The organism is Larsenimonas salina (assembly GCF_023736155.1).
In the GTDB taxonomy this organism is placed as follows: Bacteria; Pseudomonadota; Gammaproteobacteria; order Pseudomonadales; family Halomonadaceae; genus Larsenimonas; species Larsenimonas salina.
This window is the reverse complement of sequence record NZ_JAMLJJ010000001.1, coordinates 127960-149730: the sequence shown is the minus strand read 5'-3', so window position 1 is coordinate 149730 and position 21771 is coordinate 127960. Positions and strand designations below refer to the sequence as shown.

General features: G+C 60.1%; 24 protein-coding genes and 1 other RNA gene. 6 read left to right on the top strand and 19 right to left on the bottom strand.

The window, feature by feature from the left end:
• From NAT23_RS00720 to rsmI, 7 genes are all read right to left on the bottom strand, one after another.
• Entirely contained in the window at positions 1-1365 is a 1365-nt protein-coding gene (locus NAT23_RS00720; protein WP_251924651.1) for a UDP-N-acetylmuramoyl-tripeptide--D-alanyl-D-alanine ligase, read from the bottom strand.
• Positions 1358-2854, bottom strand: coding sequence for a UDP-N-acetylmuramoyl-L-alanyl-D-glutamate--2,6-diaminopimelate ligase (locus NAT23_RS00715; protein ID WP_251924650.1), 1497 nt, complete (start codon positions 2852-2854; stop codon positions 1358-1360). The genes NAT23_RS00720 and NAT23_RS00715 overlap by 8 nt, the downstream gene beginning before the upstream one ends.
• Positions 2851-4575: a peptidoglycan D,D-transpeptidase FtsI family protein gene (locus NAT23_RS00710; RefSeq protein WP_251924649.1), complete on the bottom strand. Its 1725-nt coding sequence runs from the start codon at positions 4573-4575 to the stop codon at positions 2851-2853. The genes NAT23_RS00715 and NAT23_RS00710 overlap by 4 nt, the downstream gene beginning before the upstream one ends.
• Positions 4572-4904 carry a cell division protein FtsL gene (gene ftsL, locus NAT23_RS00705; protein ID WP_251924648.1) on the bottom strand — a complete coding sequence of 111 codons (333 nt, stop codon included), beginning with the start codon at positions 4902-4904 and terminating at the stop codon, positions 4572-4574. The genes NAT23_RS00710 and ftsL overlap by 4 nt, the downstream gene beginning before the upstream one ends.
• Positions 4905-4912: 8 nt before the next feature.
• On the bottom strand, positions 4913-5863 hold the full coding sequence (gene rsmH / locus NAT23_RS00700) for a 16S rRNA (cytosine(1402)-N(4))-methyltransferase RsmH (protein ID WP_251924647.1): 951 nt from the start codon (positions 5861-5863) through the stop codon (positions 4913-4915).
• 45 nt (positions 5864-5908) lie between these two features.
• Positions 5909-6264: RNase P RNA component class A (rnpB, locus tag NAT23_RS00695), an RNA gene on the bottom strand.
• An 86-nt stretch (positions 6265-6350) separates the two neighbouring features.
• On the bottom strand, positions 6351-7202 hold the full coding sequence (rsmI, locus tag NAT23_RS00690) for a 16S rRNA (cytidine(1402)-2'-O)-methyltransferase (protein WP_251924646.1): 852 nt from the start codon (positions 7200-7202) through the stop codon (positions 6351-6353).
• A 100-nt stretch (positions 7203-7302) separates the two neighbouring features.
• Between rsmI and NAT23_RS00685 the strand changes: the two genes are divergently transcribed.
• The 4 genes from NAT23_RS00685 to NAT23_RS00670 all read left to right on the top strand — a co-directional run bounded on the left by NAT23_RS00685 (position 7303) and on the right by NAT23_RS00670 (position 10676).
• Complete coding sequence (locus NAT23_RS00685) at positions 7303-9066, top strand: penicillin-binding protein activator (protein WP_251924645.1); 1764 nt, start codon at positions 7303-7305, stop codon at positions 9064-9066.
• Positions 9047-9409 (top strand): YraN family protein, encoded by a 363-nt coding sequence (locus NAT23_RS00680; protein WP_350028295.1) that lies wholly within the window; start codon positions 9047-9049, stop codon positions 9407-9409. Before NAT23_RS00685 ends, NAT23_RS00680 begins: the two co-directional genes overlap by 20 nt.
• A gap of 106 nt (positions 9410-9515) precedes the next feature.
• Positions 9516-10109 carry a phosphoheptose isomerase gene (locus NAT23_RS00675; RefSeq protein ID WP_251589563.1) on the top strand — a complete coding sequence of 198 codons (594 nt, stop codon included), beginning with the start codon at positions 9516-9518 and terminating at the stop codon, positions 10107-10109.
• A 6-nt stretch (positions 10110-10115) separates the two neighbouring features.
• A complete protein-coding gene (locus NAT23_RS00670) occupies positions 10116-10676 on the top strand; it encodes a BON domain-containing protein (RefSeq protein ID WP_251924643.1) in 561 nt (186 codons plus the stop codon).
• A gap of 66 nt (positions 10677-10742) precedes the next feature.
• Here the strand turns inward: NAT23_RS00670 and NAT23_RS00665 are convergent, their stop codons facing one another.
• The 5 genes from NAT23_RS00665 to zapE form a co-directional block, all read right to left on the bottom strand.
• A complete protein-coding gene (locus tag NAT23_RS00665) occupies positions 10743-11279 on the bottom strand; it encodes a ClpXP protease specificity-enhancing factor (RefSeq protein WP_251924642.1) in 537 nt (178 codons plus the stop codon).
• Between the two features lie 40 nt (positions 11280-11319).
• Positions 11320-11952 carry a stringent starvation protein SspA gene (gene sspA / locus NAT23_RS00660; RefSeq protein ID WP_251589559.1) on the bottom strand — a complete coding sequence of 211 codons (633 nt, stop codon included), beginning with the start codon at positions 11950-11952 and terminating at the stop codon, positions 11320-11322.
• 147 nt (positions 11953-12099) lie between these two features.
• On the bottom strand, positions 12100-12489 hold the full coding sequence (rpsI, locus tag NAT23_RS00655) for a 30S ribosomal protein S9 (RefSeq protein ID WP_251589558.1): 390 nt from the start codon (positions 12487-12489) through the stop codon (positions 12100-12102).
• A gap of 13 nt (positions 12490-12502) precedes the next feature.
• Positions 12503-12931 (bottom strand): 50S ribosomal protein L13, encoded by a 429-nt coding sequence (gene rplM / locus NAT23_RS00650; RefSeq protein ID WP_251589557.1) that lies wholly within the window; start codon positions 12929-12931, stop codon positions 12503-12505.
• 152 nt (positions 12932-13083) lie between these two features.
• Positions 13084-14241: a cell division protein ZapE gene (gene zapE / locus NAT23_RS00645; RefSeq protein WP_251924641.1), complete on the bottom strand. Its 1158-nt coding sequence runs from the start codon at positions 14239-14241 to the stop codon at positions 13084-13086.
• 170 nt (positions 14242-14411) lie between these two features.
• On the opposite strand from zapE, the gene NAT23_RS00640 reads away from it, so the two are divergent.
• Positions 14412-14858, top strand: coding sequence for a Z-ring associated ZapG family protein (locus tag NAT23_RS00640; RefSeq protein WP_251924640.1), 447 nt, complete (start codon positions 14412-14414; stop codon positions 14856-14858).
• Between the two features lie 89 nt (positions 14859-14947).
• Here NAT23_RS00640 and NAT23_RS00635 read toward each other — a convergent pair whose 3' ends face one another.
• Positions 14948-15706 (bottom strand): Nif3-like dinuclear metal center hexameric protein, encoded by a 759-nt coding sequence (locus NAT23_RS00635; protein WP_251924639.1) that lies wholly within the window; start codon positions 15704-15706, stop codon positions 14948-14950.
• Positions 15707-15793: 87 nt separating this feature from the next.
• On the opposite strand from NAT23_RS00635, the gene NAT23_RS00630 reads away from it, so the two are divergent.
• On the top strand, positions 15794-17035 hold the full coding sequence (locus NAT23_RS00630) for a S1C family serine protease (protein WP_251924638.1): 1242 nt from the start codon (positions 15794-15796) through the stop codon (positions 17033-17035).
• A gap of 85 nt (positions 17036-17120) precedes the next feature.
• On the opposite strand, the gene hisD is transcribed toward NAT23_RS00630, so the two are convergent.
• The 6 genes from hisD to NAT23_RS00600 form a co-directional block, all read right to left on the bottom strand.
• Entirely contained in the window at positions 17121-18434 is a 1314-nt protein-coding gene (hisD, locus tag NAT23_RS00625) for a histidinol dehydrogenase (RefSeq protein ID WP_251924637.1), read from the bottom strand.
• A complete protein-coding gene (gene hisG, locus NAT23_RS00620) occupies positions 18431-19093 on the bottom strand; it encodes an ATP phosphoribosyltransferase (RefSeq protein WP_251924636.1) in 663 nt (220 codons plus the stop codon). The genes hisD and hisG overlap by 4 nt, the downstream gene beginning before the upstream one ends.
• A gap of 44 nt (positions 19094-19137) precedes the next feature.
• Positions 19138-20397: a UDP-N-acetylglucosamine 1-carboxyvinyltransferase gene (murA, locus tag NAT23_RS00615; protein WP_251589546.1), complete on the bottom strand. Its 1260-nt coding sequence runs from the start codon at positions 20395-20397 to the stop codon at positions 19138-19140.
• A 39-nt stretch (positions 20398-20436) separates the two neighbouring features.
• Entirely contained in the window at positions 20437-20673 is a 237-nt protein-coding gene (locus tag NAT23_RS00610; protein ID WP_251589545.1) for a BolA family protein, read from the bottom strand.
• A 109-nt stretch (positions 20674-20782) separates the two neighbouring features.
• A complete protein-coding gene (locus NAT23_RS00605) occupies positions 20783-21115 on the bottom strand; it encodes an STAS domain-containing protein (protein ID WP_251924635.1) in 333 nt (110 codons plus the stop codon).
• On the bottom strand, positions 21108-21752 hold the full coding sequence (locus tag NAT23_RS00600) for an MlaC/ttg2D family ABC transporter substrate-binding protein (protein WP_251924634.1): 645 nt from the start codon (positions 21750-21752) through the stop codon (positions 21108-21110). The genes NAT23_RS00605 and NAT23_RS00600 overlap by 8 nt, the downstream gene beginning before the upstream one ends.
• Positions 21753-21771: the final 19 nt, after the last annotated feature.

Sequence of the window (21771 nt, the reverse complement as noted above, 5' to 3'; positions counted from 1 at the left end):
TTAACCCTGTTCGAAGGCCCCAGCCGTAAGCGCGTCGACAAGACGCTCCATGCGTGCGCTGCGTGATCCCTTGATCAGCACGCTTGCATGAGTCGGCAAATGGTCGATGGAAAATTGCTCGAGCGCGTCGAACCGCTCGAAATGATGCCCGTTCGCCCCGAAGGCCGCCGCCGTGCGCGCAGCTTCGGGACCAAAGGTGCATACCGTATCAATTCCCTTGTCCCGCGCGTAATCGCCAAGTGCCCGATGGGCCTCGGCGCTGTGCTCCCCAAGCTCACCCATGGCACCGAGCACACACCAGCGCGGCGCGGGCATGGCGGCAACCACATCGATGGCGGCGCGCATCGCGCCGGGGTTGGCATTATAAGTATCATCAAGCACACAGGCGCCACGAAGCCCCGAAAGCGTTCGCATGCGCCCCTTGCCGGCTCGAAAGGCCTCGAGCCCGGCCTTGATCGTCTCAAGCGGCACGCCAAGTGACCAGGCGCCCGCGGCAGCGGCCAGCGCATTGCTCACGTTGTACCGCCCAAGTACCCCAAGCGTGACTCGTCCAGCACTGTCACCATCAAGCATCAGCTCGAAGCTGCAACAGCCTCGGGCGCCCTGTTCAATCTCTCGCGCCGTGACATCCGCCTGCGGGTCGAGTCCGAATCCGATCACCCGCCGCGGTGAGGCCATGGCCGCCCACAGCGGGAAATAGTCGTCGTCGACGTTCAAGACCGCCGTACCGGCGTCAGGCAATGCCTGCACCAGCTCACCCTTGGCCTGCGCAATCAACCCACGACCGCCGAATTCACCGATATGAGCGCCGGTCACGTTGGTAATCACGGCCACCTCGGGCCTGGCGAGCGACGCTGTCCAGGCAATTTCACCAATGTGGTTGGCCCCAAGCTCTACCACCGCCAAACGGTGCTCGGCCTCCAGCCGCAAGAGCGTCATCGGCGCGCCGTAGTCGTTGTTCAGATTGCCCTCGGTCACAAGCGTTGACGCGTGGCGGGAGGCAATCGCCCCGAGCATTTCCTTGACGGTGGTCTTGCCGCTGTTGCCGGTTACCGCCAGCAGACGCCCTTCCCACCGCCTGCGCCGCGCACGGGCAATCAGCCCGAACGCCAGGCGCGTATCGGGGACGGTCAATGAAGGCACGCCTTGTGAGACCGTTCCCGGCTCGCACACCACCGCTACAGCGCCCTGCTCGAGTGCCTGATCGATGAAATCATGGCCATCGAACGAAGCGCCGCGCAGCGCAACGAACAGATCCCCCGGTGCGATGCGCCGAGTGTCGGTTGTCACATTGGCCACCGCGCGATCTTCCGCCGGGCGCGCGCAGTTCAAGGCATCGGCAAGCTCAAACAGCGTTTCAGCCATGACGCGCCTCCAGCGCGGCGCGAGCCACCGCCTGGTCAGAAAACGGGTGTCTGACGCCCTGGATTTCCTGATACGCCTCATGACCCTTGCCGGCAATCACGATGACATCGTCATCCGCCGCTCGCTCGATCACGGCCTCGATGGCCGCCTGGCGACCGCCGATGACCTCGACATCGTCGCTCTGGGCAACCGCCTCGAACATCGCCGAGCGAATCGATTCAGGGGCCTCACTGCGCGGATTATCGTCGGTGATCACGAGCCGGTCGGCGCACTCGAGCGCGGCGCTCGCCATCAGTGGCCGCTTGCCGGGATCGCGGTCACCACCACAGCCAACGATGCACCAAAGCCTGCCGGGCACGTGGGCCCGCACCGCTTCGAGCGCGTTGGTCAGTGCATCCGGCGTATGGGCATAGTCGATCAGTACGGCAGGTCCGGGGGCGTCCAGCACCTCCATGCGACCGGGCACCGGCGTCAGACTTTCGGCAGCCGACAGCACCTCATCAAGCGTCGCCACGCCCTGCCCGTACAGCACGGCCACGCTCAGCAAGGCATTCACGAGATTGAATCGCCCCATCAGCCCAAGCGACAGCGTGCGCTCACCTTCCGGGGTCTCGATGCGCGCATGAAGTCCCTTCTGAACGTAGGAGACATCAAGAATGCGAAACGCCGCGTCCGGCCCGGTACCGACGTGAAGCGTGCGAACGCCTGGCTTGAGGCCTGCAAGCATCAACCGCGACAGCGGGTCGTCTGCGTTGACCACCGCAAGCTCGAGTTCCTCACGCTGAAACAGGCGCGCCTTGGCGGCTGCGTAGCCGCTCATGGTCTGGTGATAGTCGAGGTGGTCCCGGCTTAAGTTGGTAAAGACAGCGGTCGTGATTAAGGCCCCGTCAAGTCGCCCCTGATCGAGCGCGTGCGATGAAGCCTCGAGCGCCACATGCTCGGCACCGGCTTGCGCGCAGCTTGCCAGAAACCGATGCACGTCGATCACACCGGGCGTGGTCAAGCCTGCATCGACCAGATGTCCCGGCCGCCCGATCCCGAGCGTGCCCATTTCACCGCTCGGGCGGCCGAGTGCCTCACCGAGCAGCGCAATGTAATGCGCCACCGAGCTCTTGCCGTTGGTGCCGGTCACTGCGGTCAGCCCAAGCGGCTCGGGCACCTCGAACGCGTCGACACACAGGCCCCCCAGGCGCGCCTTGAGCCCCGGCACCGCGACCACGCGCGCTTCATCATCAAGCGCCCCGGCCTCGTTTTCACCCGCGACATGAGCAAGAATCAGCGCCGCGCCCTGCTGAAGCGCCTGCACTATGAAATCGCGCCCATCGGCGTGAACACCAGGCATGGCCACGAACACATCGCCTGTGCGCAACTGGCGTGAGTCGACGATCAAGCGCGTGGTCGCGGGCAGCGTGGGGAAAGCAAGCGTCGGCCAGGTTCGCGCCAGCAGCCGGTTCAGCCGTGGCCCGTCGATGGTGTCAATCGGCGTCATCGGGTCGCCTCCGCGTTGTCATGGGGGTTGTCCGGCGGAACATCCAGAAGCCTCAAGGCCTTGCCGGCCACACGGGCAAAGATCGGTGCCGAGACCTGACCGCCGTAGAATTCCTTGCCCTTGGGATTGTCGATCGAAATCATGGTAATGATGCGCGGGTTGCTTGCCGGAGCGATGCCGAGGAAGTTGGCGCGATAGGCCTTTCTCTGATAGCCCTCGACACCGACCTTGCGCACGGTGCCCGTCTTGCCGGCGACGCGATAGCCGTTGACGGCGGCGCGGTAGCCACTGCCCCCGGGCTCAACCACGGTTTCCATCATCTTGAGCACTTGATGCGCCACATCAGGCGTCACGATCTGCTTGCCCTTGACCGGCGAGCGACGCTTGAACAGGGTCGCCGGCACTCGGCGGCCATCATTGGTGATGGTGGTGTAGGCCGCCGCCAGCTGAAGCGCCGAGGCCGACAGTCCATACCCATAGGCAAGCGTGGCGCGCTTGGCCTTGGACCAGTGATACGGCGACGGCAGGCTGCCCGACGCCTCGCCCGGGAAGGTAATGTCCTCCGGTTCCTGGCCGAGGCCCATCTTGCTGTACATGTTCCAGATGGCGTCGTCCGGCAGAGCCAGCGCCATATGGGTCATGCCGATGTTCGAGGACTTGGTGATGATCCCGGTCATGGTCAGCTTGCCGAAATCGAGGCTGTCCTTGATGGTGTACTTGTGGTCCAGCACCATCCAGCCGGGCGAGGTGTCGATCACCGTATCAGGGGTGAACTTGCCGGACGATAGCCCGGCGCACATGGCCAGCGGCTTCATCACCGAGCCCGGTTCGAAGGCGTCGGTGACGCCCCGATTCCTGAGTCCGGCCGGGTCGAGGTTCGCACGATTGTTGGGATTGAACGACGGCGCATTCGCCATCGCCAGTACCTCACCATTGTGCGCGTCGATCATCACAAGCGTACCGGCATCGGCGTGATGCTCACGCACGGCAGCCTTGAGCTCGCGGTAGGCCATGTACTGAAGGCGCAGATTGATCGTGAGCTGCAGGTCGCCGCCAGGCTCGGCGTCTCGAATCAGGTGAAGATCACGCACCAGCCGGCCTTTACGGTCTTTCAGTACGCGACGCTTGCCGGGCGTGCCGGACAGATAGTCGTCGTAGGCAAGCTCGAGGCCCTCCTGACCCTTGTCGTCGATGTTGGTCACCCCAAGAAGCTGCGCGGTAACCTCGCCGGTCGGGTAATAGCGCTTGTAATCGTGCTTGCCATACACCCCCGCAATCCCCAGATCGAGCACGGCCTGGGCCGGGCTGGGAGTGACCTGGCGCTTCAGATACATGAAGGATTTCTTGCGGTAGCGCTCGACCCGATTGATGAAGTCGCCTGGATCGTCGCCGAGCGACTTGGCAAGCCGGGTAAGCGTTGCGCGATCGTCCGGCAGTTCCTGAGGATTGGCCCAGAGGGTGACAACAGGCGTTGACACCGCCAGTGGCTCGCCGTCGCGGTCGGTAATCATGCCCCGGTGGGCGTCGATGGTCTCAACACGCAGGGTGCGAGCGTCCCCCTGGCCCTTCAGGAACTGATGATCGACCACCTGAAGGTAGACAATACGCCCGGCCAGTACGGCCATGGCCGCGAGAATGATGAAAACGATGAATCGAAACCGCCACGGCGACATCGGGTGGTATTCGCTGTCGCTCGATGATGTGTCCTTCTGCCTGCTCATGGCCGGATCACCCTGCTGTCATTGACGTCTGGTACGTGCATGTTCAACCGTTTCTGCGCCAGCGCCTCGATCCGGGAAGGCGAAGACCAGGTACTTTCCTCGAGCAACAGCCGGCTCCAGTTGGTCTGCAGCTGATCGTGCTGACGTTCCATCTTTTGAAGACGGACGTACTGCACCCTCGTGTGGTGGGCGCTTGTCACGACGACAAACGCCGACAGCACGACCAGCAAAAACAGAATGGCCACTCCCATGAACGAGGGCCGAAAATGAAGACTGAACGGCAGTTGGCCAAGCCAGTTCGGGGTCTGCGTACGCGTGCGTTTTGCCATGCTTCCTCTTACGCCAGTTTTTCCGCTATACGCATGACAGCACTTCGTGCCCTCGGGTTCAGCGAAATTTCATCCTCGGTCGGCTTCAACGCCTTACCGACCAGCTTGAGCCGACGGTTCAACTGATCTTCTCGAAGCGGCAATCCCTTGGGTACATCGACATCGCCCCGCGCCTTTTCCCGCATGAAGCGCTTGACGATGCGGTCCTCGAGCGAATGAAAGCTGATCACTACCAGCCGGCCACCGACGGACAGGGTTTCAAGTGCGGCATCAAGCGCGCGCTCGAGCTCACCAAGTTCATCGTTGATGTGGATGCGAAACGCCTGGAAGGCGCGGGTCGCCGGGTGCTTGTGTTTCTCCCAGGCGGGGTGGGCCTCCTTGATCAGCTCGGCAAGCTGATGGGTGCCGGTGATCGGGGTCTGCTTGCGCTCCGTGACAATTGCACGGGCCAACCGCTTGGCAAAGCGCTCTTCACCGTAGGTCTTCATGACCGAGGCGAGCTCCCGCTCACTGACGTGCTCGAGCCATTCAGCCACACTCTGGCCGTGGTCGGGGTCCATACGCATATCCAGCGGCCCGTCACGCAGAAAGCTGAAGCCGCGACTGCCGTCGTCAAGCTGCGGGGAAGAGACACCGATGTCGAGCAGAATGCCATCGACGCGACCGAACACATCATGACGTGATGCGACGTCACCCAACTGCGAAAACGGCGCACGAGCAATTTGAAAGCGGGGGTCGTCGATGGCCGATGCGGTGTCGATGGCCTGCGGGTCACGGTCAATGGCAAGCAGCTGACCATTAGGCGATAACCGCTCGAGAATCGCGCGACTATGGCCGCCGCGACCGAAGGTGCCGTCCAGATAGCAACCGCCTGGCTCGGTCACCAACTGCTCGACAGCCCCATCGAGCAGGACGCTTTTATGAAGAAAGTCCCGGGGGGGCGTCGAAGATGATGACATGAATGAACTCGAATCCGTGGCTACTGGATGTGGTGTGAAATGTGAGGAGGGAGCCGGCCTGTAAGCCGGGTTCTGTCGAGGACAGTCATTCCTCTAGAGGACACGTCACCGTGCCCTTCAAGCAACCTACCCGAACCCAGTGCGGGCCACACCTGCGGGTTCCTATTTGGTCTTGCTCCGAGTGGGGTTTACCGTGCCACGAACTGTTGCCAGCCGCGCGGTGCGCTCTTACCGCACCCTTTCACCCTTACCGGCAGCCAAAGCTGCTTAGGCGGTCTACTCTCTGCTGCACTTTCCGTCGGCTCGCGCCGCCCAGGCGTTACCTGGCACTCTGCCCTATGGAGCCCGGACTTTCCTCCCCCGGCATCGATGATGCCAGCGGCGACTGCCCGGCCGACTCCCAAGCGGGGAAGAATACCAGCGCCCCTGCCCCCCCTCAACTGTTCTATGAACAAGATCACGGATAAATGCACTTCTCTACAAAGCGTTACTGACGATCAAGAAGTGTTTGGTACCACTGCTTTTTCCGGCCGCCCAGCAGCCGTGCGGCGATGGCCGCCGACTGCTTTACGCCGACACCCTCCTCTACGAGCGCCTCAAGCAGCCGGTCGGCGTCAATGTCGGCTCGCGTCTTGGCCACTTTATCCTGCGACGTGCCGGCGATCAGCACCACGAATTCTCCCCGCCCCTGGTTGGCATCCTCTTCAAGCCGGGCAACCAGTTCGGCGGGCGTGCCCTTCAAAAAGGTCTCGAATGTCTTGGTCAACTCCCGTGCCAGCACCCACTGGCGCTCGGGCAGCACATCACCCCCCTCTTCGAGCAGATGGCGGATTCGGTGCGGGGACTCATAGAGAATCTGCGTGCCTTGCGCGCTTATAAACGTCTCAAGCAGCGCCCGGCGGGCCGTACTTTTTGATGGCGCGAAGCCATGAAAGCTGAACGCATCACTTGGAAGCCCCGCCGCGCTGAGCGCCGTAATCAGCGCACACGGTCCCGGTACGGGCACCACCGCGCAGTCATTGGCACGCAAGGCGTTGACGACCTTATAGCCCGGGTCCGAAATAAGCGGTGTTCCGGCGTCGCTGATCAGAGCTATGCGCTCCCCCTTTTGCACCCGCTCAACCAGAGTTTCGACCCGGGCCGCCTCGTTGTGCTCATGCAGCGACAGAAGCGGTGTTCGAATGTCAAAGTGCGCCAGCAGTCGGGCACTGTGGCGCGTATCTTCTGCCGCGACCAGATCGACCTCTGAAAGAATCTTCAAGGCGCGGGCCGACATGTCATCGAGGTTACCAATCGGTGTGGCAACCACGTACAATGCCCCCTCGGAAAGGTGTGTCATCTGTTATCCGTTATGCTGAAAGGCCGGGAGCCCGCCCCGGTAGTAAAAAAGGAATGGCGCCTGGCGCCCAATCAAGGTCGATTAAAAGAGGCAAGACATCATGCGAACCTCATGGCGATGTGCGACAGCGGCTGCCGCGCTCACCCTGGCCCTCGGCGGCTGCGCCAGCTCCTCGCTGACGGGCACATCCGAGCCCCAGTCAGCCCAGCAACTGCTCGAACAAGCCAAGCAACAGCAAGGCACGAACGCCGCTCAGACCCGCCTGAAGGCCGCGACCATCCTAGCACGTGACAACCAGCCAGCGCAGGCACTCGACGTGCTCAAGCGGCTCGACTCGAGCGCACTTCAGGGCAGTGAGTTGACGCGGTGGGCCCTGCTGACCAGCAAGACCGCACTGATGCAAAACGATGGCCGCACAGCCCTTCAGGCAGTCGATGCGATTTCTCTCGAGCAGGTCTCGTCCTCCGAGCGTCAGAGCCTGATGGCCAGAAAAGGCGTGGCGCTTGGGCAGCTCAACCGCCCATTTGACGCCGCCACCACCTTGATTCGAGTGCAGGATGAAACCTCTGACGTTCGACTGAATGACCCGATCTGGCGTCAGATCGCACGGCTAAGCGGCGACCAGCTCGAAAACCTTGAATCCATGAACCCGACTGCACGCGGCTGGGTCAGCCTCGCCCGGGTAAGCCGCGAGCAGGGCAGCGACCTTCAACATCTGTTCAGCGCTGTCACGGGCTGGCAATCGCGCCACTCAGAGCACCCGGCGGGCCGGCAATTGCCGAGTGACCTGGCAGCGCTTGGCGATGCCCGAAACGAGCAGGTCGACCGTATTGCCGTATTCCTGCCTGAATCCGGCCCGCTCAAAACCATCGCCGACGCCATTCGAACCGGCATGAAGGCGCAGAACCTGATCGCCAGCAACAATGGGCAGCAGACGCCGCAGCTGACCTTTTACGATTCCAGCGCCCAGGACATTCAAAGCCTGTATGCACAGGCAGCCATGAACGGCGCTCAGCTCGTGGTCGGCCCGCTCGATAAGGACAAGGTCAGCCAGCTCGAAACGCGCCCGGACCTTCCGATCACGACACTTGCACTGAACTACGGCACCAACGCCACCAATACCGCCGGCAATCTCTACGAATATGGCCTTTCGGCCGAAGACGAGGCTCGAAACGCGGCCCAGCGCGCCTATACCGACGGCCATCGCAATGCGGCAGTCATGGTTCCCAGCAACGACTGGGGCAACCGTGTACTAAGCGCCTTTCAGGAGGCCTGGCAGCAAAAGGGTGGGCGAATCGCAAGCGTTGTGAATTACGACCCCGACGGCTCGGCAACGAACGCGGTGCAAAAAGCGCTCAAGAGCGGTCAGACGCCGGACATGCTGTTTTTGCTGGCCTTGCCGAGCTACGGCCGCCAGGTGCCACCCTCGCTTGATTATTATTACGCAAGGACACTTCCGGTCTACGCCACATCCCATATTTATCAGGGCGCCCCCCAGCCCCGCATGGATCACGACCTGAACGGCGTGCTGTTCTGCGACATTCCCTGGCAGATCCCGGACCCGGCCGTAGGGGGCGTCGACGCACTGCCCTACTCGAGCGCCTACCAGGAATTTTCAGGCCAGGATCAACCGGCGCTTCTCAAGCTGAAGGCGATGGGCGTGGACGCCTATGAGCTGTCACGCCGCTTGCCGCTGTTTGAAAAAGTGGCCTCACTCGAGGTCAACGGTGCCACCGGCACGCTTCATCTGACCGATGAGCGGCGCTTTCAGCGCAAGCTCCCCTGGGCACAGTTCAAGCAAGGAGCGCCAGCACTGCCCACCGTAACCTCCTCAAGCAGCCTCAATGTGGATGAGACGCAGTAGCCATCACCGGGGCCGCCACATGGAAGCATTGGCGGCCCGCTGGCTTATTGAACGCGGCCTTGTTCAGGTGGCAAGCAATGTCACCTTCAAGGGCGGCGAGCTGGATCTAATCATGCGCGACGGCGAGACCCTGGTGTTTGTCGAGGTGCGCCATCGCGCGTCGAACCAGCACGGCTCGGCGCTTGAAAGCATTACCCATGCCAAGCAACGGCGCCTGATCCGCGCCGCCAGTCTGTATCTTCAGAGTCATCCAGCCGCGCGCTGCCGATTTGACGTTGTGGCCATTGATGGCGCCGACGCCGAACACATCCACTGGATCAAGAACGCGTTCGACGCCGTCTAATGCGCCGCGCTGGCATCCCCTTTTCGAGGCTGGCATCATCACGCGTTACTGTCCGATACTGCATATCCGATACTTCACTCGATTCCAACGATAGACCGAGACCGTTATGGACCTTCAATCACGCCTTCTCGACCACTTCAACGCAAGCATTGACGCCAAGACCTATGCAAGCGAAGTGCTGCCCCCGTTCATCGAGGCGGCCAGCGCCATGATGGTTCAAACCCTGATCAACGACGGCAAGATCCTCGCCTGCGGCAACGGCGGCAGCGCCGGCGACAGCCAGCACTTCTCCTCGGAGCTCTTGAACCGCTTCGAGCGTGAGCGCCCAAGTCTCCCGGCGCTTGCCCTGACCACCGATACCTCGACACTGACGTCGATCGCCAACGATTACAGCTACAACGATGTGTTCTCGAAACAGATCCGAGCACTTGGTCAGCCGGGCGACATTCTTCTGGCCATTTCCACCAGCGGCAACTCCGCCAACATCATCCAGGCCATTCAGGCAGCCCACGACCGGGAAATGAACGTGATCGCCCTCACCGGTCGCGATGGCGGCAACATGGCATCACTGCTGGGCCAGGAGGACTGCGAGATTCGCGTCCCGGCCACGTCCACCGCGCGCATCCAGGAAGTGCACTTGCTGGTCATTCACTGCCTGTGCGACCTTATCGATCATCAGCTTTTCGGCAGCAACGAGTAAACAATCATGAAAAAAGGCTTTATGTCAGCGGCGCTGGTCGCTGTAGCAGTGGCAGTCAGTGGCTGTGCCTCGGTCGGACAACAGGGCATGAATTATCAACCCCGCCCGGACGCCGTCGCCCAGGGTGACAGCCAGCTTCAGCATCGCCTGCTCGAGTTGATCCTGCATGGGGATTACCGCTACGCCGATGCTCACATCAATGTCGACGCGTATAACGGCCATGTGCTTCTGACCGGCCAGGTTCAGAACCAGGAACTCAAGACCATGGCGGGAGATGCAGTCAAGCGCCAGAACGGCGTCAAGGATGTTCGAAACGAGCTGGAGATTGGTGAAAATACCTCACGCGCTCAGCGCGTCAAGGACAGCTGGATCACGACCAACATCAACTCAAGACTGGTCGTCGACAATTCGATCGACAGTGAAAGCGTTCACGTAATCACGGAAAACGGGGTTGTCTACCTGATGGGCACCGTCAGCAAGCACGCCGCTGACGACGTCGCCTCGCTCGCCGCAAGCATCGATGGCGTCCGGCAGGTGGTCAAGGTCTTTCAGTACATCGGCCAGTGACCCATAAAAAAGGCAAGCCCTACGGCTTGCCTTTTTACATCCTCTACTCGGGAACCCACTCGCGTCTTACTTGATGACCCGCAGTGATGGCCGCTTTTTCTCGGCCCCCTTGTCAGAGTCGCTGTCACTGCCTGAAGCGTCACTGCCTGAAGCGTCACTGCCTGAATCGTGCTGCTGAGTGGGCGCCTTCTCTTCTTCAACGCTATCCGATGACGGCGATTCGACGCTTCGAAGCGCCGGACCGCTTTCCTCGATGTCCGCATCGTCATCGTCTTCCGCACCTGGAATGATCGGCTCGTGTCCGAACACCATACCAACGCCGTTTTCTCGAGCGTAGACCGCAACGAGTGCGTCAATCGGAACTTCGACACGCATTGGCTGACCGCCAAACCGCGCATTGAACGCGATCATGGCGTTTTCCATCATCAGGTCACGCACGGCATCCGGCGACACGTTGAGCACGATCTGTCCGTTTTGAACGAACTGACGCGGCACGGTCACGCCCGGCAACTCGGCGTCGATGACCATATAAGGCGTCAGCTCGTTATCCAGCAACCACTCGTACAGCGCGCGTGCGAGATAGGGACGACTGGTAGATGACATATTCCTTCCTCCTGCACCCGGCTAACAGCCGGGTCGTCGATTACGCTCGAATTTCGCGCTCGGCTTCCGTCAGCGACGCCTTGAAGGCATCCCGGGAAAATACGCGCTCCATATACTCCATGAGCGGCTTGACCTGGGCTTCGGGAAGCTCGATACCAAGACTTGGCAAGCGCCAGAGGATCGGGGCGACGCAGCAATCGACCAGAGAAAATTCTTCACTCATGAAAAACGGCAGGTCCTCGAAGATCGGACTGATACCGATCAGGCTTTCACGCAACTCCTTGCGTGCAGCCTCCTGCTCCTTCTTGGTACCTGTGCCGTTGACCAGCATACTGACCTTGGAGCACCACTCGCGCTCGACGCGATGAACCCAGAGTCGACTCTGAGCGCGCGCGACCGGATAGACAGGCAGAAGCGGCGGGTGCGGAAAGCGCTCGTCCAGATACTCCATCATGACCTGAGACTCATAGAGTACAAGATCACGATCCAGAAGCGTTGGAGCACTGTTGTAGGGGTTGAGATCAGCAAGTTCTGCCGGCGGATTTGCCTCGTTGACTTCGATGATATCGACGGAGACGCCCTTTTCGGCCAGGACAATCCGGACACGATGACTGTAATGATCATCATTTCCGGTATAAAACGTCATAGACGATCGTTTGGCTACGACACCCATGTAACTTTCCTCGCTTTGATTCAAGCCCGATCATACCACGTGTGGCACCGTCGGAGGGTAACATATACCGACCTCGAAGGAGGCCGGCCAGACACAAAAACGCCCAGACCATTCGGCCCGGGCGTCTCCAACCCAATAAGGGTGCGATTAACGCTTGGAGAACTGCGGACGACGACGCGCCTTGCGAAGACCGACCTTCTTACGCTCGACTTCACGTGCGTCACGAGTAACGTAGCCTGCGCTGCGAAGCGGCTTGCGGAACTCTTCGTTGTACTGAAGCAGTGCGCGTGTGATGCCGTGACGGATCGCACCGGCTTGAGCCGAACCACCACCGCCCTGGACGGTGATATTGAGATCGAACTGGCCAGTGGTTTCGGTCAGCTCGAGCGGCTGACGAACAACCATCTGCGCAGTAACACGACCGAAGTACTCGTTGATTTCACGGCTGTTGACCGTAATCTTGCCGGTACCCGGCTTCATGAATACACGTGCGGTAGAAGTCTTGCGGCGACCGGTACCGTAATACTGTTGGGACATATCAGACCTTCCTTCAGATGTTCAGAGCTTGCGGCTGCTGTGCGGCATGCGGGTGCTCGGCGCCAGCATAGACCTTGAGCTTGGCGTGCATGGCACGGCCTAGCGGACCTTTGGGCAGCATGCCCTTAACGGCGAACTCAATGACACGCTCAGGCGCGTGATCGATCATCTGTTCGAAGGTCATGGAACGCAGACCACCGGGATAACCGGTGTGGCGATAATAATTCTTGGCAGACGCCTTATTACCGGTCACACGGACCTTTTCGGCATTGATAACGACGATGTAGTCGCCAGTATCAACGTGAGGCGTATATTCGGGCTTGTGCTTGCCACGCAAACGACGTGCGATTTCGGTAGCAAGACGACCCAGAGTCTTGTCCGTCGCGTCGACGACATACCAGTCGCGCTGGACGGACTGCGGTTTGGCGCTGAACGTCTTCATGAAAATACCTCTTGAGGGTCACTGACCGTTAAAGGCCATGACCAATCCCTATTTTTCTTGGTTACCTAAACCACGGTAACAATGGCGAGCGCGCATTATACATGGGGCCACCGGTACTGATAACCCCTTTTTTACCTTCAACCGGCTTTTCGTCACGGCTTGTGCGCAAGCGCCAGATACTCTTTGGACTGCATCTCCTGAAGGCGTGAAAGCGTACGCTCAAACTCAAACGACAGCGTGCCTCCGGTGTAGAGAGACTCAGGAGCAACCTCAGCGCTCATCAGAAGCTTCACGGCCCGGTCATAGAACTCATCCACCAGGTTGATGAAGCGACGAACCTGGTTGTCCTCATTGGCGCTCATGACCGGCACATGAGAAAGAAAGACCGTGTGGTACTCGCGCGAAAGTTCGATGTAATCGTTTTGACTTCGCGGACCATCACAAAGCGTCTTGAAATCGAACCAGATCGTCCCTTCGTTGACACGCTCGGCCGTTAGCTGACGGTTGTTGATCTCGATGGTCTGTCGCGTCTTGCCGGCGCTTCCCGACACCCGCTGGAAGCTCTCTTCAAGCGCGCGCTCGGCGTCGGCATCGTCTGGGTAGTGAAAGATCTGAACCTGCTCGAGGGTCCTAAGCCGATAATCAACCCCTGAATCGACATTGACCACCTCGCAGTGGCGCTTCAAGAGATCGATGGCCGGCAGGAACCGGGCACGCTGGAGACCATCCTTGTAAAGATCGTCCGGCACGATGTTCGACGTAGCAACCAGCACGACACCCTGTGCAAACAGTGCCTCCAAAAGATTGGCAAGAATCATCGCATCGGTAATATCCTTGACGAAAAACTCATCAAAGCAGATGACCCGCGCCTCGCTTGCAAGTGTGGCAGCAACCTTGTTAAGCGGGTTCTTTTCACCCTTGTGATGCTCAAGCTCGCGGTGTACGCGCTGCATGAAACGGTGAAAATGGGTTCGCATCTTGCGCTCGAACGGCAGGCTGTCGTGAAACGTATCCACAAGATACGTCTTGCCGCGACCAACCCCACCCCAGAAATAAAGCCCCGTGATGGCCGGCGTCGAAGGCGCCTCGGGCGCACTCTTGCTGCGCCCGAAAAATCCCGCCATCTTGCCCTTGAGCCCACCCTCGGACCCACCGCTTTTGGCAGCAGGCGTTGGGGCCGGTGTGCGCATCAGGTCATCGTACAAGCGCTGAAGATGCTTGACGGCAGCCTCTTGCGCGGCGTCGTATTCGAAATCCTTGCGTTCAAGGTCTTGTTTATACTTCTGCAACGGAGTCGGTTTTGAGCTCATGGACGGCTATCGATCGGCGTGGATGGAAGAAAAGAGCGTCACAGTATAGCGAATCTGGCTCTGACTGTGGGACGCCCGGGTTTGACTGAACAAGGCCAACGTTCTTTAATGGCGGGATTCCCGGGGGCTCGATGCTACGCTCCTGTTTTATAAGCACAAGGAGAGACGGTGTGAACGACGGTAACATCGACTGGATTCTCGCGCTGGCGTGTTTGCTGGCCGGCATCGGGATTGGCGCGGTGGGGTATCACCTTTTGAACGCCAATGTTCGACGCAATCAGAAAGTCAGGCAGCGCCTGTCTGAAACCGAGCTTCAGCTCGGCCAGGTTCGCGATGCGCTGAATAACCACTTCAGTCAGGCAACGGATCTGGTCACCCAGCTCCAGCGCACGAGCCAGGAGCTGCAACAGCAACTGACCGCGCAAGCCGATGCCCTGTGTGATGACCCTCAACTCAAGCGTCGCCTGCATCAAAACGATGATGAAAGCCCGAGCGAGGAAGACACCTCGCTGCATGCCCCGAGAGACTACGCCGAAAGCGGGCGTGGCACGCTTTCTGAAAACTACGGCATGCAGAACAAGGCGCCTGAAAACGACCCTCAGCCGCCCCGCTACTGATCGGCGATCAGCCGCACTGCCTGGCCCGTGCAGTGCGCGGGCAATGAAAAGGCCGCCTATCAAGGCGGCTTTTTTATAGAACGACCCGTTTAGACCGGATTATCGATGTCCACGAATCGGAACTCGATGTCGGCACGCTCGGAAAGCCAATCACCCAGCGCCTGAACCCCGCACCGCTCGGTTGCGTGATGGCCTGCCGAAAAGTAACTGATGCCCTCCTCGCGCGCGATGTGCGTCGTACGTTCTGAAATCTCGCCGGACACGAACGCATCAACACCTGCCGCGCGCGCAGCCTCGATCATGTCCTGCGCACCGCCGGTGCACCAGGCAATACGCTCGATTGGCCGATCATGACCCTGAATCATCAAAGGCCTCCGCTCGAGCACCTCCCCCATGTGCTGAGTCAATGCGTCATGGGTCATCGGCGTCGACAGCGTGCCTTCGTATAAAAGCCCCTGCCCGACCGGCCCATCGAGTACGCCGGTAAACGTCCACCCCATCAGCTGCCCAAGCTGCGCATTGTTGCCAAGACTTGGGTGGGCATCGAGCGGCAGATGGTACGCCAGCACATTGATGTCGTGGGCCAGCAACTTGGCCAGACGCCGACGCTTCATGCCGGTCACCTGGGCCGGCTCGTTTTTCCAGAAATAACCGTGATGCACGAGCACCGCATCGGCCTGCCAGGCAATAGCCTCATCGATCAGTGCCTCGCACGCGGTTACGCCCCCCATGATGCGCCCGATACGCTCACGACCTTCGACCTGAAGTCCATTGACCGTATAATCTTTGAACCGACTCGGCGTCAGCTCATCATCGAGCATGTGAATCAGCGTGTTGCGATCGATCATCTTCCCTCCGGGCTGACGTGAAATGATACACTTCGCAGTATATCGACCTGATTTGGCCCCGACGACTCGCGACACAGGATCCCCTTCATGCGCCAATACCTTGCCGCTCTGTTCTGGCCCATCATCAGCGGCGTCCTGTTAGCGGTAGTTATTCTTAATTACCTTCCCTCACAGTCCGAGTCCGCGCCGTCCTCGAGCGCATCGACGGCGCCTCAAAGTGCTCCGCCGGCAAGGCCTGACCCCGCACTGCCTCCGCCTGCAGAGCGCGACGCGCCGGATACGCGCACCGCCGAGCCATTGACGCGCACACAGGGTCAGGCCAGCTACTCCGACGCCGTCGAGCGCGCAGCCCCGGCTGTGGTCAACATTTACTCGTCAAAGATTGTCGAGAACAAGTCCAAGGAAGACTTATCCAACCCGATCATCGACCGCTTTTTCGGCAAGGGCACCTCAGCACGCCAGCGCATGCTGTCAAGCCTCGGCTCGGGCGTGGTGGTCAGTGAGCAGGGCTACATCCTGACCAATAACCACGTCATCGAAGGCGCCGACGAAATTCAAGTGGCGCTGCGCGATGGCCGCGAGACCATCGCCCATGTCATCGGCGCCGACCCGGACACCGACCTGGCGGTTCTAAAAATCGATCTTGACGATTTACCCGTTGCCTCCCTGGCCGCCGACCATGACATCCGAGTCGGCGATGTCGCCCTTGCCATCGGCAACCCCTACGGTGTCGGGCAAACCGTCACCATGGGCATCGTCAGCGCCCTCGGCCGTAACCATCTGGGGCTGAACGCCTATGAGGATTTCATTCAAACCGATGCGGCCATCAACCCCGGTAATTCCGGCGGCGCACTGATCAACGCAGAAGGCGCCATCATCGGGATCAACACCGCGATCTTCTCCCGAACCGGTGGCTCACAGGGCATTGGCTTTGCCATTCCCATTTCATCGGCTCAGCGCATCCTCGATGACCTGGTTACCCAGGGCCGCGTCATTCGCGGCTGGCTTGGCATCGAGGCGCGCGAAGTCTCCCCTCGCCTGGCGCATGCCTCAAACCTCAATGCACCGAAAGCGATCATGGTGTCGAAAGTGATCGACAACGGCCCGGCCGACAAGGCCGGCATCAAGGCCGGCGATATTCTGATCGCCATCAACGACAAGCCCTTGATGGATGCGCAGGCCGCAATGATGGACATCGCCAACGTCAATCCCGGGCAGGCCGTGCCCGTCTCCCTGTACAGAGACGGCAAGGAAATGACGGTCTCAATCAAGGCCGCTGAACGCCCGGCTGGTCAACCCACCATTCAAACGCCATCAAACAAGAAATAACGCCTGTAACCCAAAAAGGCGGCCCAAGGCCGCCTTTTTGGTGATCCACCAAGTAACGTTTGCTACCTGGCAACGTTTTCAAGCATCACGATTTCAACCGATTTTCTGCAGCGCGGGCATGCGCCGTAAGTGACTCACCACGGGCAAGCACAGAGGCAACGCGACCGAGTCGGTCGGCCCCCTCGGCCGAGCACTGGATCAGTGACGAGCGCTTTTGAAAATCGTAAACGCCAAGCGGTGAGGAAAAACGCGCAGTTCCAGACGTCGGTAGCACGTGATTGGGCCCTGCGCAGTAATCACCGAGCACCTCGGCGGTGTAGGTGCCCATGAAAATGGCACCAGCGTGACGCACCTGATCGAGCCAGGCGTCCGGTTGAGCGACCGAAAGCTCAAGGTGTTCAGGCGCGATGCGATTGATCAATGCCGCGGCCTCGGCGGCGCTCTCGACACGAATCAAGGCGCCCCGTTTTTCGAGTGACGCGCGAATGATGGCCTCACGCTCCATGGTCGGCAGCAAGCGCTCGATGCTTTCAAGCACTTCATCGAGATGGGCATCGTCCCAGGCAACCAGAATCGCCTGCGCGTCCTCGTCGTGCTCGGCCTGGGAAAAGAGGTCCATCGCCAACCAGTCGGCGGGCGTGGTGCCGTCCGATATGACCAGAATTTCAGAAGGCCCGGCGATCATGTCGATACCGACCTGCCCGAACACGGCGCGCTTGGCGGTTGCGACATAGATATTGCCCGGCCCGACGATCTTGTCCACTCGTGGCACGCTCTCGGTTCCATAAGCAAGCGCCGCCACGGCCTGCGCACCGCCGATCGTGAACACGCGCGTAACGCCTGCAACGAACGCAGCCGCCAGTACCAGCTCATTGAGTACGCCATCCGGCGTCGGCACGACCATGACGATGTCCTCGACGCCGGCCACATGCGCCGGCACGACGTTCATGAGCACCGATGAGGGGTAGGCTGCCTTGCCGCCCGGAACGTACACGCCGACACGGTCCAGGGGCGTCACTTTCTGCCCGAGCATGGTGCCGTCGGCCTCGGTGTACTGCCAGGACGTCGGCTTTTGATGCTCGTGATAGGCACGAATGCGCTCTGAGGCTTGGTCCAGCGCGTCGCGCTGATCGTCACTGATCGCGTGATACGCCTCTTCGAGGCGAGCTCGACCGAGCGTCAATTCACTCATGGCGCTGACCGACAGCCGGTCGAATCGACCGGTAAACTCGATAAGCGCGTCATCACCCCGCGCTCGAACCTCGCTTAAAATGTCGTCGACCCGAGTTTGAACCTCGCGATCGGATACCCCTTCCCACGCCAAAAGCGTATCGAGGGCCTGATCGAAATCCGCGTTCGACGCGCTGAGGCGTGCGATGGTTTGGCTTACCTGGGTCATGAAACCGACTCCTCCTTGGCGCGCCGGGCGGATGAGACCACCTCGCGCAGACGCTCGATCAGCGGTTTTATCCGCGCATGCTGCATGGTCATGGACGCCTTGTTGACCACAAGGCGCGTACTTATGTCAGCAATCAGCTCACGCGGGGCCATGCCATTGGCTTTCAGGGTATTGCCGGTATCGACGATATCGACGATTTCATCGGCCAGATTCATGAGCGGCGCAAGTTCCATCGCCCCGTAGAGCTTAATCACTTCCGCCTGAATGCCCTGAGAGGCGTAATAATCCCGCGCGATATTGACGAATTTGGTCGCAACGCGACGCCGAGCACGCCGCGGCGGCTCTCCGACAATACCGGCTGTCATCAGCCGGCAGTGCGATATGTCCAGATCCAGCGGTTCATAGAGCCCGTTTCCGCCGTGCTCCATCAGAACATCCTTACCCGCGACGCCAAGGTCGGCTGCGCCCAACTGAACGTAGGTCGGTACGTCAGTCGCCCGGATCACGACCACCCGAACGTCTGGGTGATTGGTCTCAAACAGCAGCTTTCGGCTTTTACTCAAATCTTCGAGCGGCTCGATGCCGGCCTGGGCCAGAAGCGGCAGCGTCTCTTCGAGAATACGCCCCTTGGACAGGGCAATGGTCAACGGTGTGTTCATAACCTCACTATGCGATCTCGAGCTATCGTCCATCGTATTAGGCCTTAACCAGGGACACGGCGGATGCGCGCGCCCAACATCTGGAGTTTTTCTTCGATGCATTCATAACCACGGTCGATGTGGTAAATGCGATCCACCACAGTCTCGCCGCTTGCGACCATGGCCGCAATCACAAGGCTTGCCGACGCCCTGAGGTCTGTTGCCATCACCGGCGCACCGGAAAGTGCTTCGCCCCCGGTAATGATGGCAGTGTTGCCTTCAAGCGCGATGTCGGCCCCCATCCGGACGATTTCCTGCACGTGCATGAACCGGTTTTCGAAAATGGTTTCCGTGACATGCCCGACACCTTCCGCCACGGCATTAAGCGCCACGAACTGCGCCTGCATGTCGGTCGGAAACGCCGGATACGGCGCCGTTCGAACACTGACGGCCCTGGGCCGCTGCCCGTTCATGTCGAGCGTAATGAACCCGTCACCGGTCTCGATATGCGCCCCGGTCTCTTCAAGCTTGAGCAGAACGGACTCAAGGATGTCGGCTCGCGTGTTTCGAACCTTGACCCGACCACGCGTGGCCGCCGCCGCAACCAGAAATGTACCGGTTTCGATACGATCAGGCATGACGTCGTAGTGACACCCATGGAGCTCTGGCTGCCCTTCGATCGTGATGGTGCCGGTGCCGTGGCCGGTAATGCGTGCGCCCATGGCGATCAGGCATTCAGCCAGATCGACCACCTCCGGCTCACGCGCGGCGTTTTCCAGCACGGTAGTCCCGTCGGCAAGCGCCGCCGCCATCAGTAGGTTCTCGGTGCCGGTCACGGTGACCGTATCGAGGATGATGTGCGCGCCCTTGAGCCGACCCTCGGTTCGCGCCCGAATATAGCCCTGCTCGACACGGATATCGGCCCCCATGGCCTGCAATCCGCGGATGTGCAGGTCAACAGGGCGCGTGCCGATCGCACAGCCGCCGGGCAGTGAGACATCGGCCTGGCCGTAGTGCGCAAGAAGCGGACCCAGCACCAGAATCGATGCCCGCATTTTCTTGACCAGATCGTAAGGGGCGTGGCAATCCCGAACCGCTCCACCCAGCTGGATGGACATCTTTTCGCCCATCACCGGCTCGACCCCCATCCGCCCCAGAAGCTCGAGTGTGGTCGTAATGTCCTGCAGGTGAGGCAGGTTACCGATCGTGATTGGCTCCTTGGTCAGAAGCGTCGCCGCGAGAATCGGCAGGGCCGAGTTCTTGGCACCCGACGCCCAGACCTCGCCGTTAAGCGGCACACCACCGCTAATGATCAATTTATCCATGCAAGAAATGCGCTCTAGAACGTTCGATAATCACGCCTTTTAGGCGTTGGCCCACTGTTCTGGGGTATAGGTACGGATCGTGATCGCGTGCAATGCACCACTGGCGATTTCCTCGGAAAGCGCTCCGTAGATCAACTGCTGGCTCTTGACCCGGTTAAGATGGGCAAACCGTTCACCGATCGCGGTGACCTGAAAGTTGCACCCCTCCCCCTGAATCACGAATTCGCACTCGTCGATGCGCTCTTCCAGCCGCGCCTTGACTTCAGTTGGCTGCATGATCACTCCTTGCTCGTCGCGTTTAAAATCACGTCATCATAAATGAAAAGATGGCCTGAGTGCGATGCAACCAGACCATCAATTGTACCCCGCCGCTCGGCGCCAACGACTATTCGAACGCGTCAAACACATCCGTTAGCGCCGTGACTTCGGCAAGCCCCTTGAGTGTCGGCGAAAGCCGAATACGGGCAACGTCAATGCCCTGGCTTTGGCAGGTACGAAGCCATTCCAGCAGCACCGAAATCGTTGCACTGCTGGTGTTGGCGACCTCGCTTGCATCGAGCGTCAATGCATCAGTTGCTGTCCGCCGCTCCAGAAACTGGATACCGATACGACGCAGCTCCGAGGCATGATCGAATCCCGGGCGCCCGGCAATGACCAGCCGGCCATCGTCGGTTGCCTCGAGTGATACGTCGTCTTCATCGAACAGCTGTTCACTCATTGCCGCTGCCGTCTTCCAGATCGACGTCCGGCGACCACTGCTCGATGACCCGGTCGATGTCGCGGTTGTTGTCACGCATCGCCTGATCAAACTGATTGCGGAAGGTCAGGCCCAGGTTGATGCCATTGACGACCACGTTCACGACCTTCCATTGCCCGTCACGCTGCTTGAGGGTGTAGGACACGGGGTAAGTCTTGCCCTTGGTCGAGACCACGTTCATATCGACGTTGGCCTGATCTTCATAGCGCTGGGTGTTCTGATTTTCCGGCACCGACAGCGTCTTGTAGTCAAACGTCACCAGCCCTTTCGCGTAGGTGTCAATAAGCGTCTGCTTGAAAACGTCAGCAAATCGGCTGCGCTGTTCCGGGCTTGCCGCACGGAAGTATTTACCCATGACGCTTGCACCGACGTAGCGAAAATCAACGATCGGGCTGACCGTTTCATCCACCAGCTGTTTCAGTTCGTCTTCGTGCTGCTGATAGTAGCCCTGCTTCTTGTCGAGCTTACTCATCAACGCCTTGGCGTTGTCACGAATGATCGTTTCCGGGTCTTGAGCCGCACTTGCGTTCATGCTGAACAGCACGCCCATGCACGCCATGAACACGACCAGAATGCGAGAAACCATTGCCTTATGCATTATCCTCTCCTTGTAAACA

Coding starts and splice junctions, on each gene's coding strand:
- NAT23_RS00685 (WP_251924645.1), top strand. CDS start 7,303: ATGCGAACCTCATGGCGATGTGCGACAGCGGCTGCCGCGCTCACCCTG.
- sspA (WP_251589559.1), bottom strand. CDS start 11,952: ATGGGTGTCGTAGCCAAACGATCGTCTATGACGTTTTATACCGGAAAT.
- NAT23_RS00670 (WP_251924643.1), top strand. CDS start 10,116: ATGAAAAAAGGCTTTATGTCAGCGGCGCTGGTCGCTGTAGCAGTGGCA.
- NAT23_RS00720 (WP_251924651.1), bottom strand. CDS start 1,365: ATGGCTGAAACGCTGTTTGAGCTTGCCGATGCCTTGAACTGCGCGCGC.
- ftsL (WP_251924648.1), bottom strand. CDS start 4,904: ATGGCAAAACGCACGCGTACGCAGACCCCGAACTGGCTTGGCCAACTG.
- NAT23_RS00605 (WP_251924635.1), bottom strand. CDS start 21,115: ATGAGTGAACAGCTGTTCGATGAAGACGACGTATCACTCGAGGCAACC.
- rpsI (WP_251589558.1), bottom strand. CDS start 12,489: ATGTCCCAACAGTATTACGGTACCGGTCGCCGCAAGACTTCTACCGCA.
- rsmI (WP_251924646.1), bottom strand. CDS start 7,202: ATGACACACCTTTCCGAGGGGGCATTGTACGTGGTTGCCACACCGATT.
- NAT23_RS00600 (WP_251924634.1), bottom strand. CDS start 21,752: ATGCATAAGGCAATGGTTTCTCGCATTCTGGTCGTGTTCATGGCGTGC.
- hisD (WP_251924637.1), bottom strand. CDS start 18,434: ATGACCCAGGTAAGCCAAACCATCGCACGCCTCAGCGCGTCGAACGCG.
- rsmH (WP_251924647.1), bottom strand. CDS start 5,863: ATGTCATCATCTTCGACGCCCCCCCGGGACTTTCTTCATAAAAGCGTC.
- NAT23_RS00610 (WP_251589545.1), bottom strand. CDS start 20,673: ATGCAGCCAACTGAAGTCAAGGCGCGGCTGGAAGAGCGCATCGACGAG.
- NAT23_RS00710 (WP_251924649.1), bottom strand. CDS start 4,575: ATGAGCAGGCAGAAGGACACATCATCGAGCGACAGCGAATACCACCCG.
- rplM (WP_251589557.1), bottom strand. CDS start 12,931: ATGAAGACGTTCAGCGCCAAACCGCAGTCCGTCCAGCGCGACTGGTAT.
- NAT23_RS00630 (WP_251924638.1), top strand. CDS start 15,794: ATGCGCCAATACCTTGCCGCTCTGTTCTGGCCCATCATCAGCGGCGTC.
- NAT23_RS00665 (WP_251924642.1), bottom strand. CDS start 11,279: ATGTCATCTACCAGTCGTCCCTATCTCGCACGCGCGCTGTACGAGTGG.
- zapE (WP_251924641.1), bottom strand. CDS start 14,241: ATGAGCTCAAAACCGACTCCGTTGCAGAAGTATAAACAAGACCTTGAA.
- NAT23_RS00675 (WP_251589563.1), top strand. CDS start 9,516: ATGGACCTTCAATCACGCCTTCTCGACCACTTCAACGCAAGCATTGAC.
- NAT23_RS00635 (WP_251924639.1), bottom strand. CDS start 15,706: ATGATCGATCGCAACACGCTGATTCACATGCTCGATGATGAGCTGACG.
- NAT23_RS00715 (WP_251924650.1), bottom strand. CDS start 2,854: ATGACGCCGATTGACACCATCGACGGGCCACGGCTGAACCGGCTGCTG.
- hisG (WP_251924636.1), bottom strand. CDS start 19,093: ATGAACACACCGTTGACCATTGCCCTGTCCAAGGGGCGTATTCTCGAA.
- NAT23_RS00680 (WP_350028295.1), top strand. CDS start 9,047: ATGTGGATGAGACGCAGTAGCCATCACCGGGGCCGCCACATGGAAGCA.
- murA (WP_251589546.1), bottom strand. CDS start 20,397: ATGGATAAATTGATCATTAGCGGTGGTGTGCCGCTTAACGGCGAGGTC.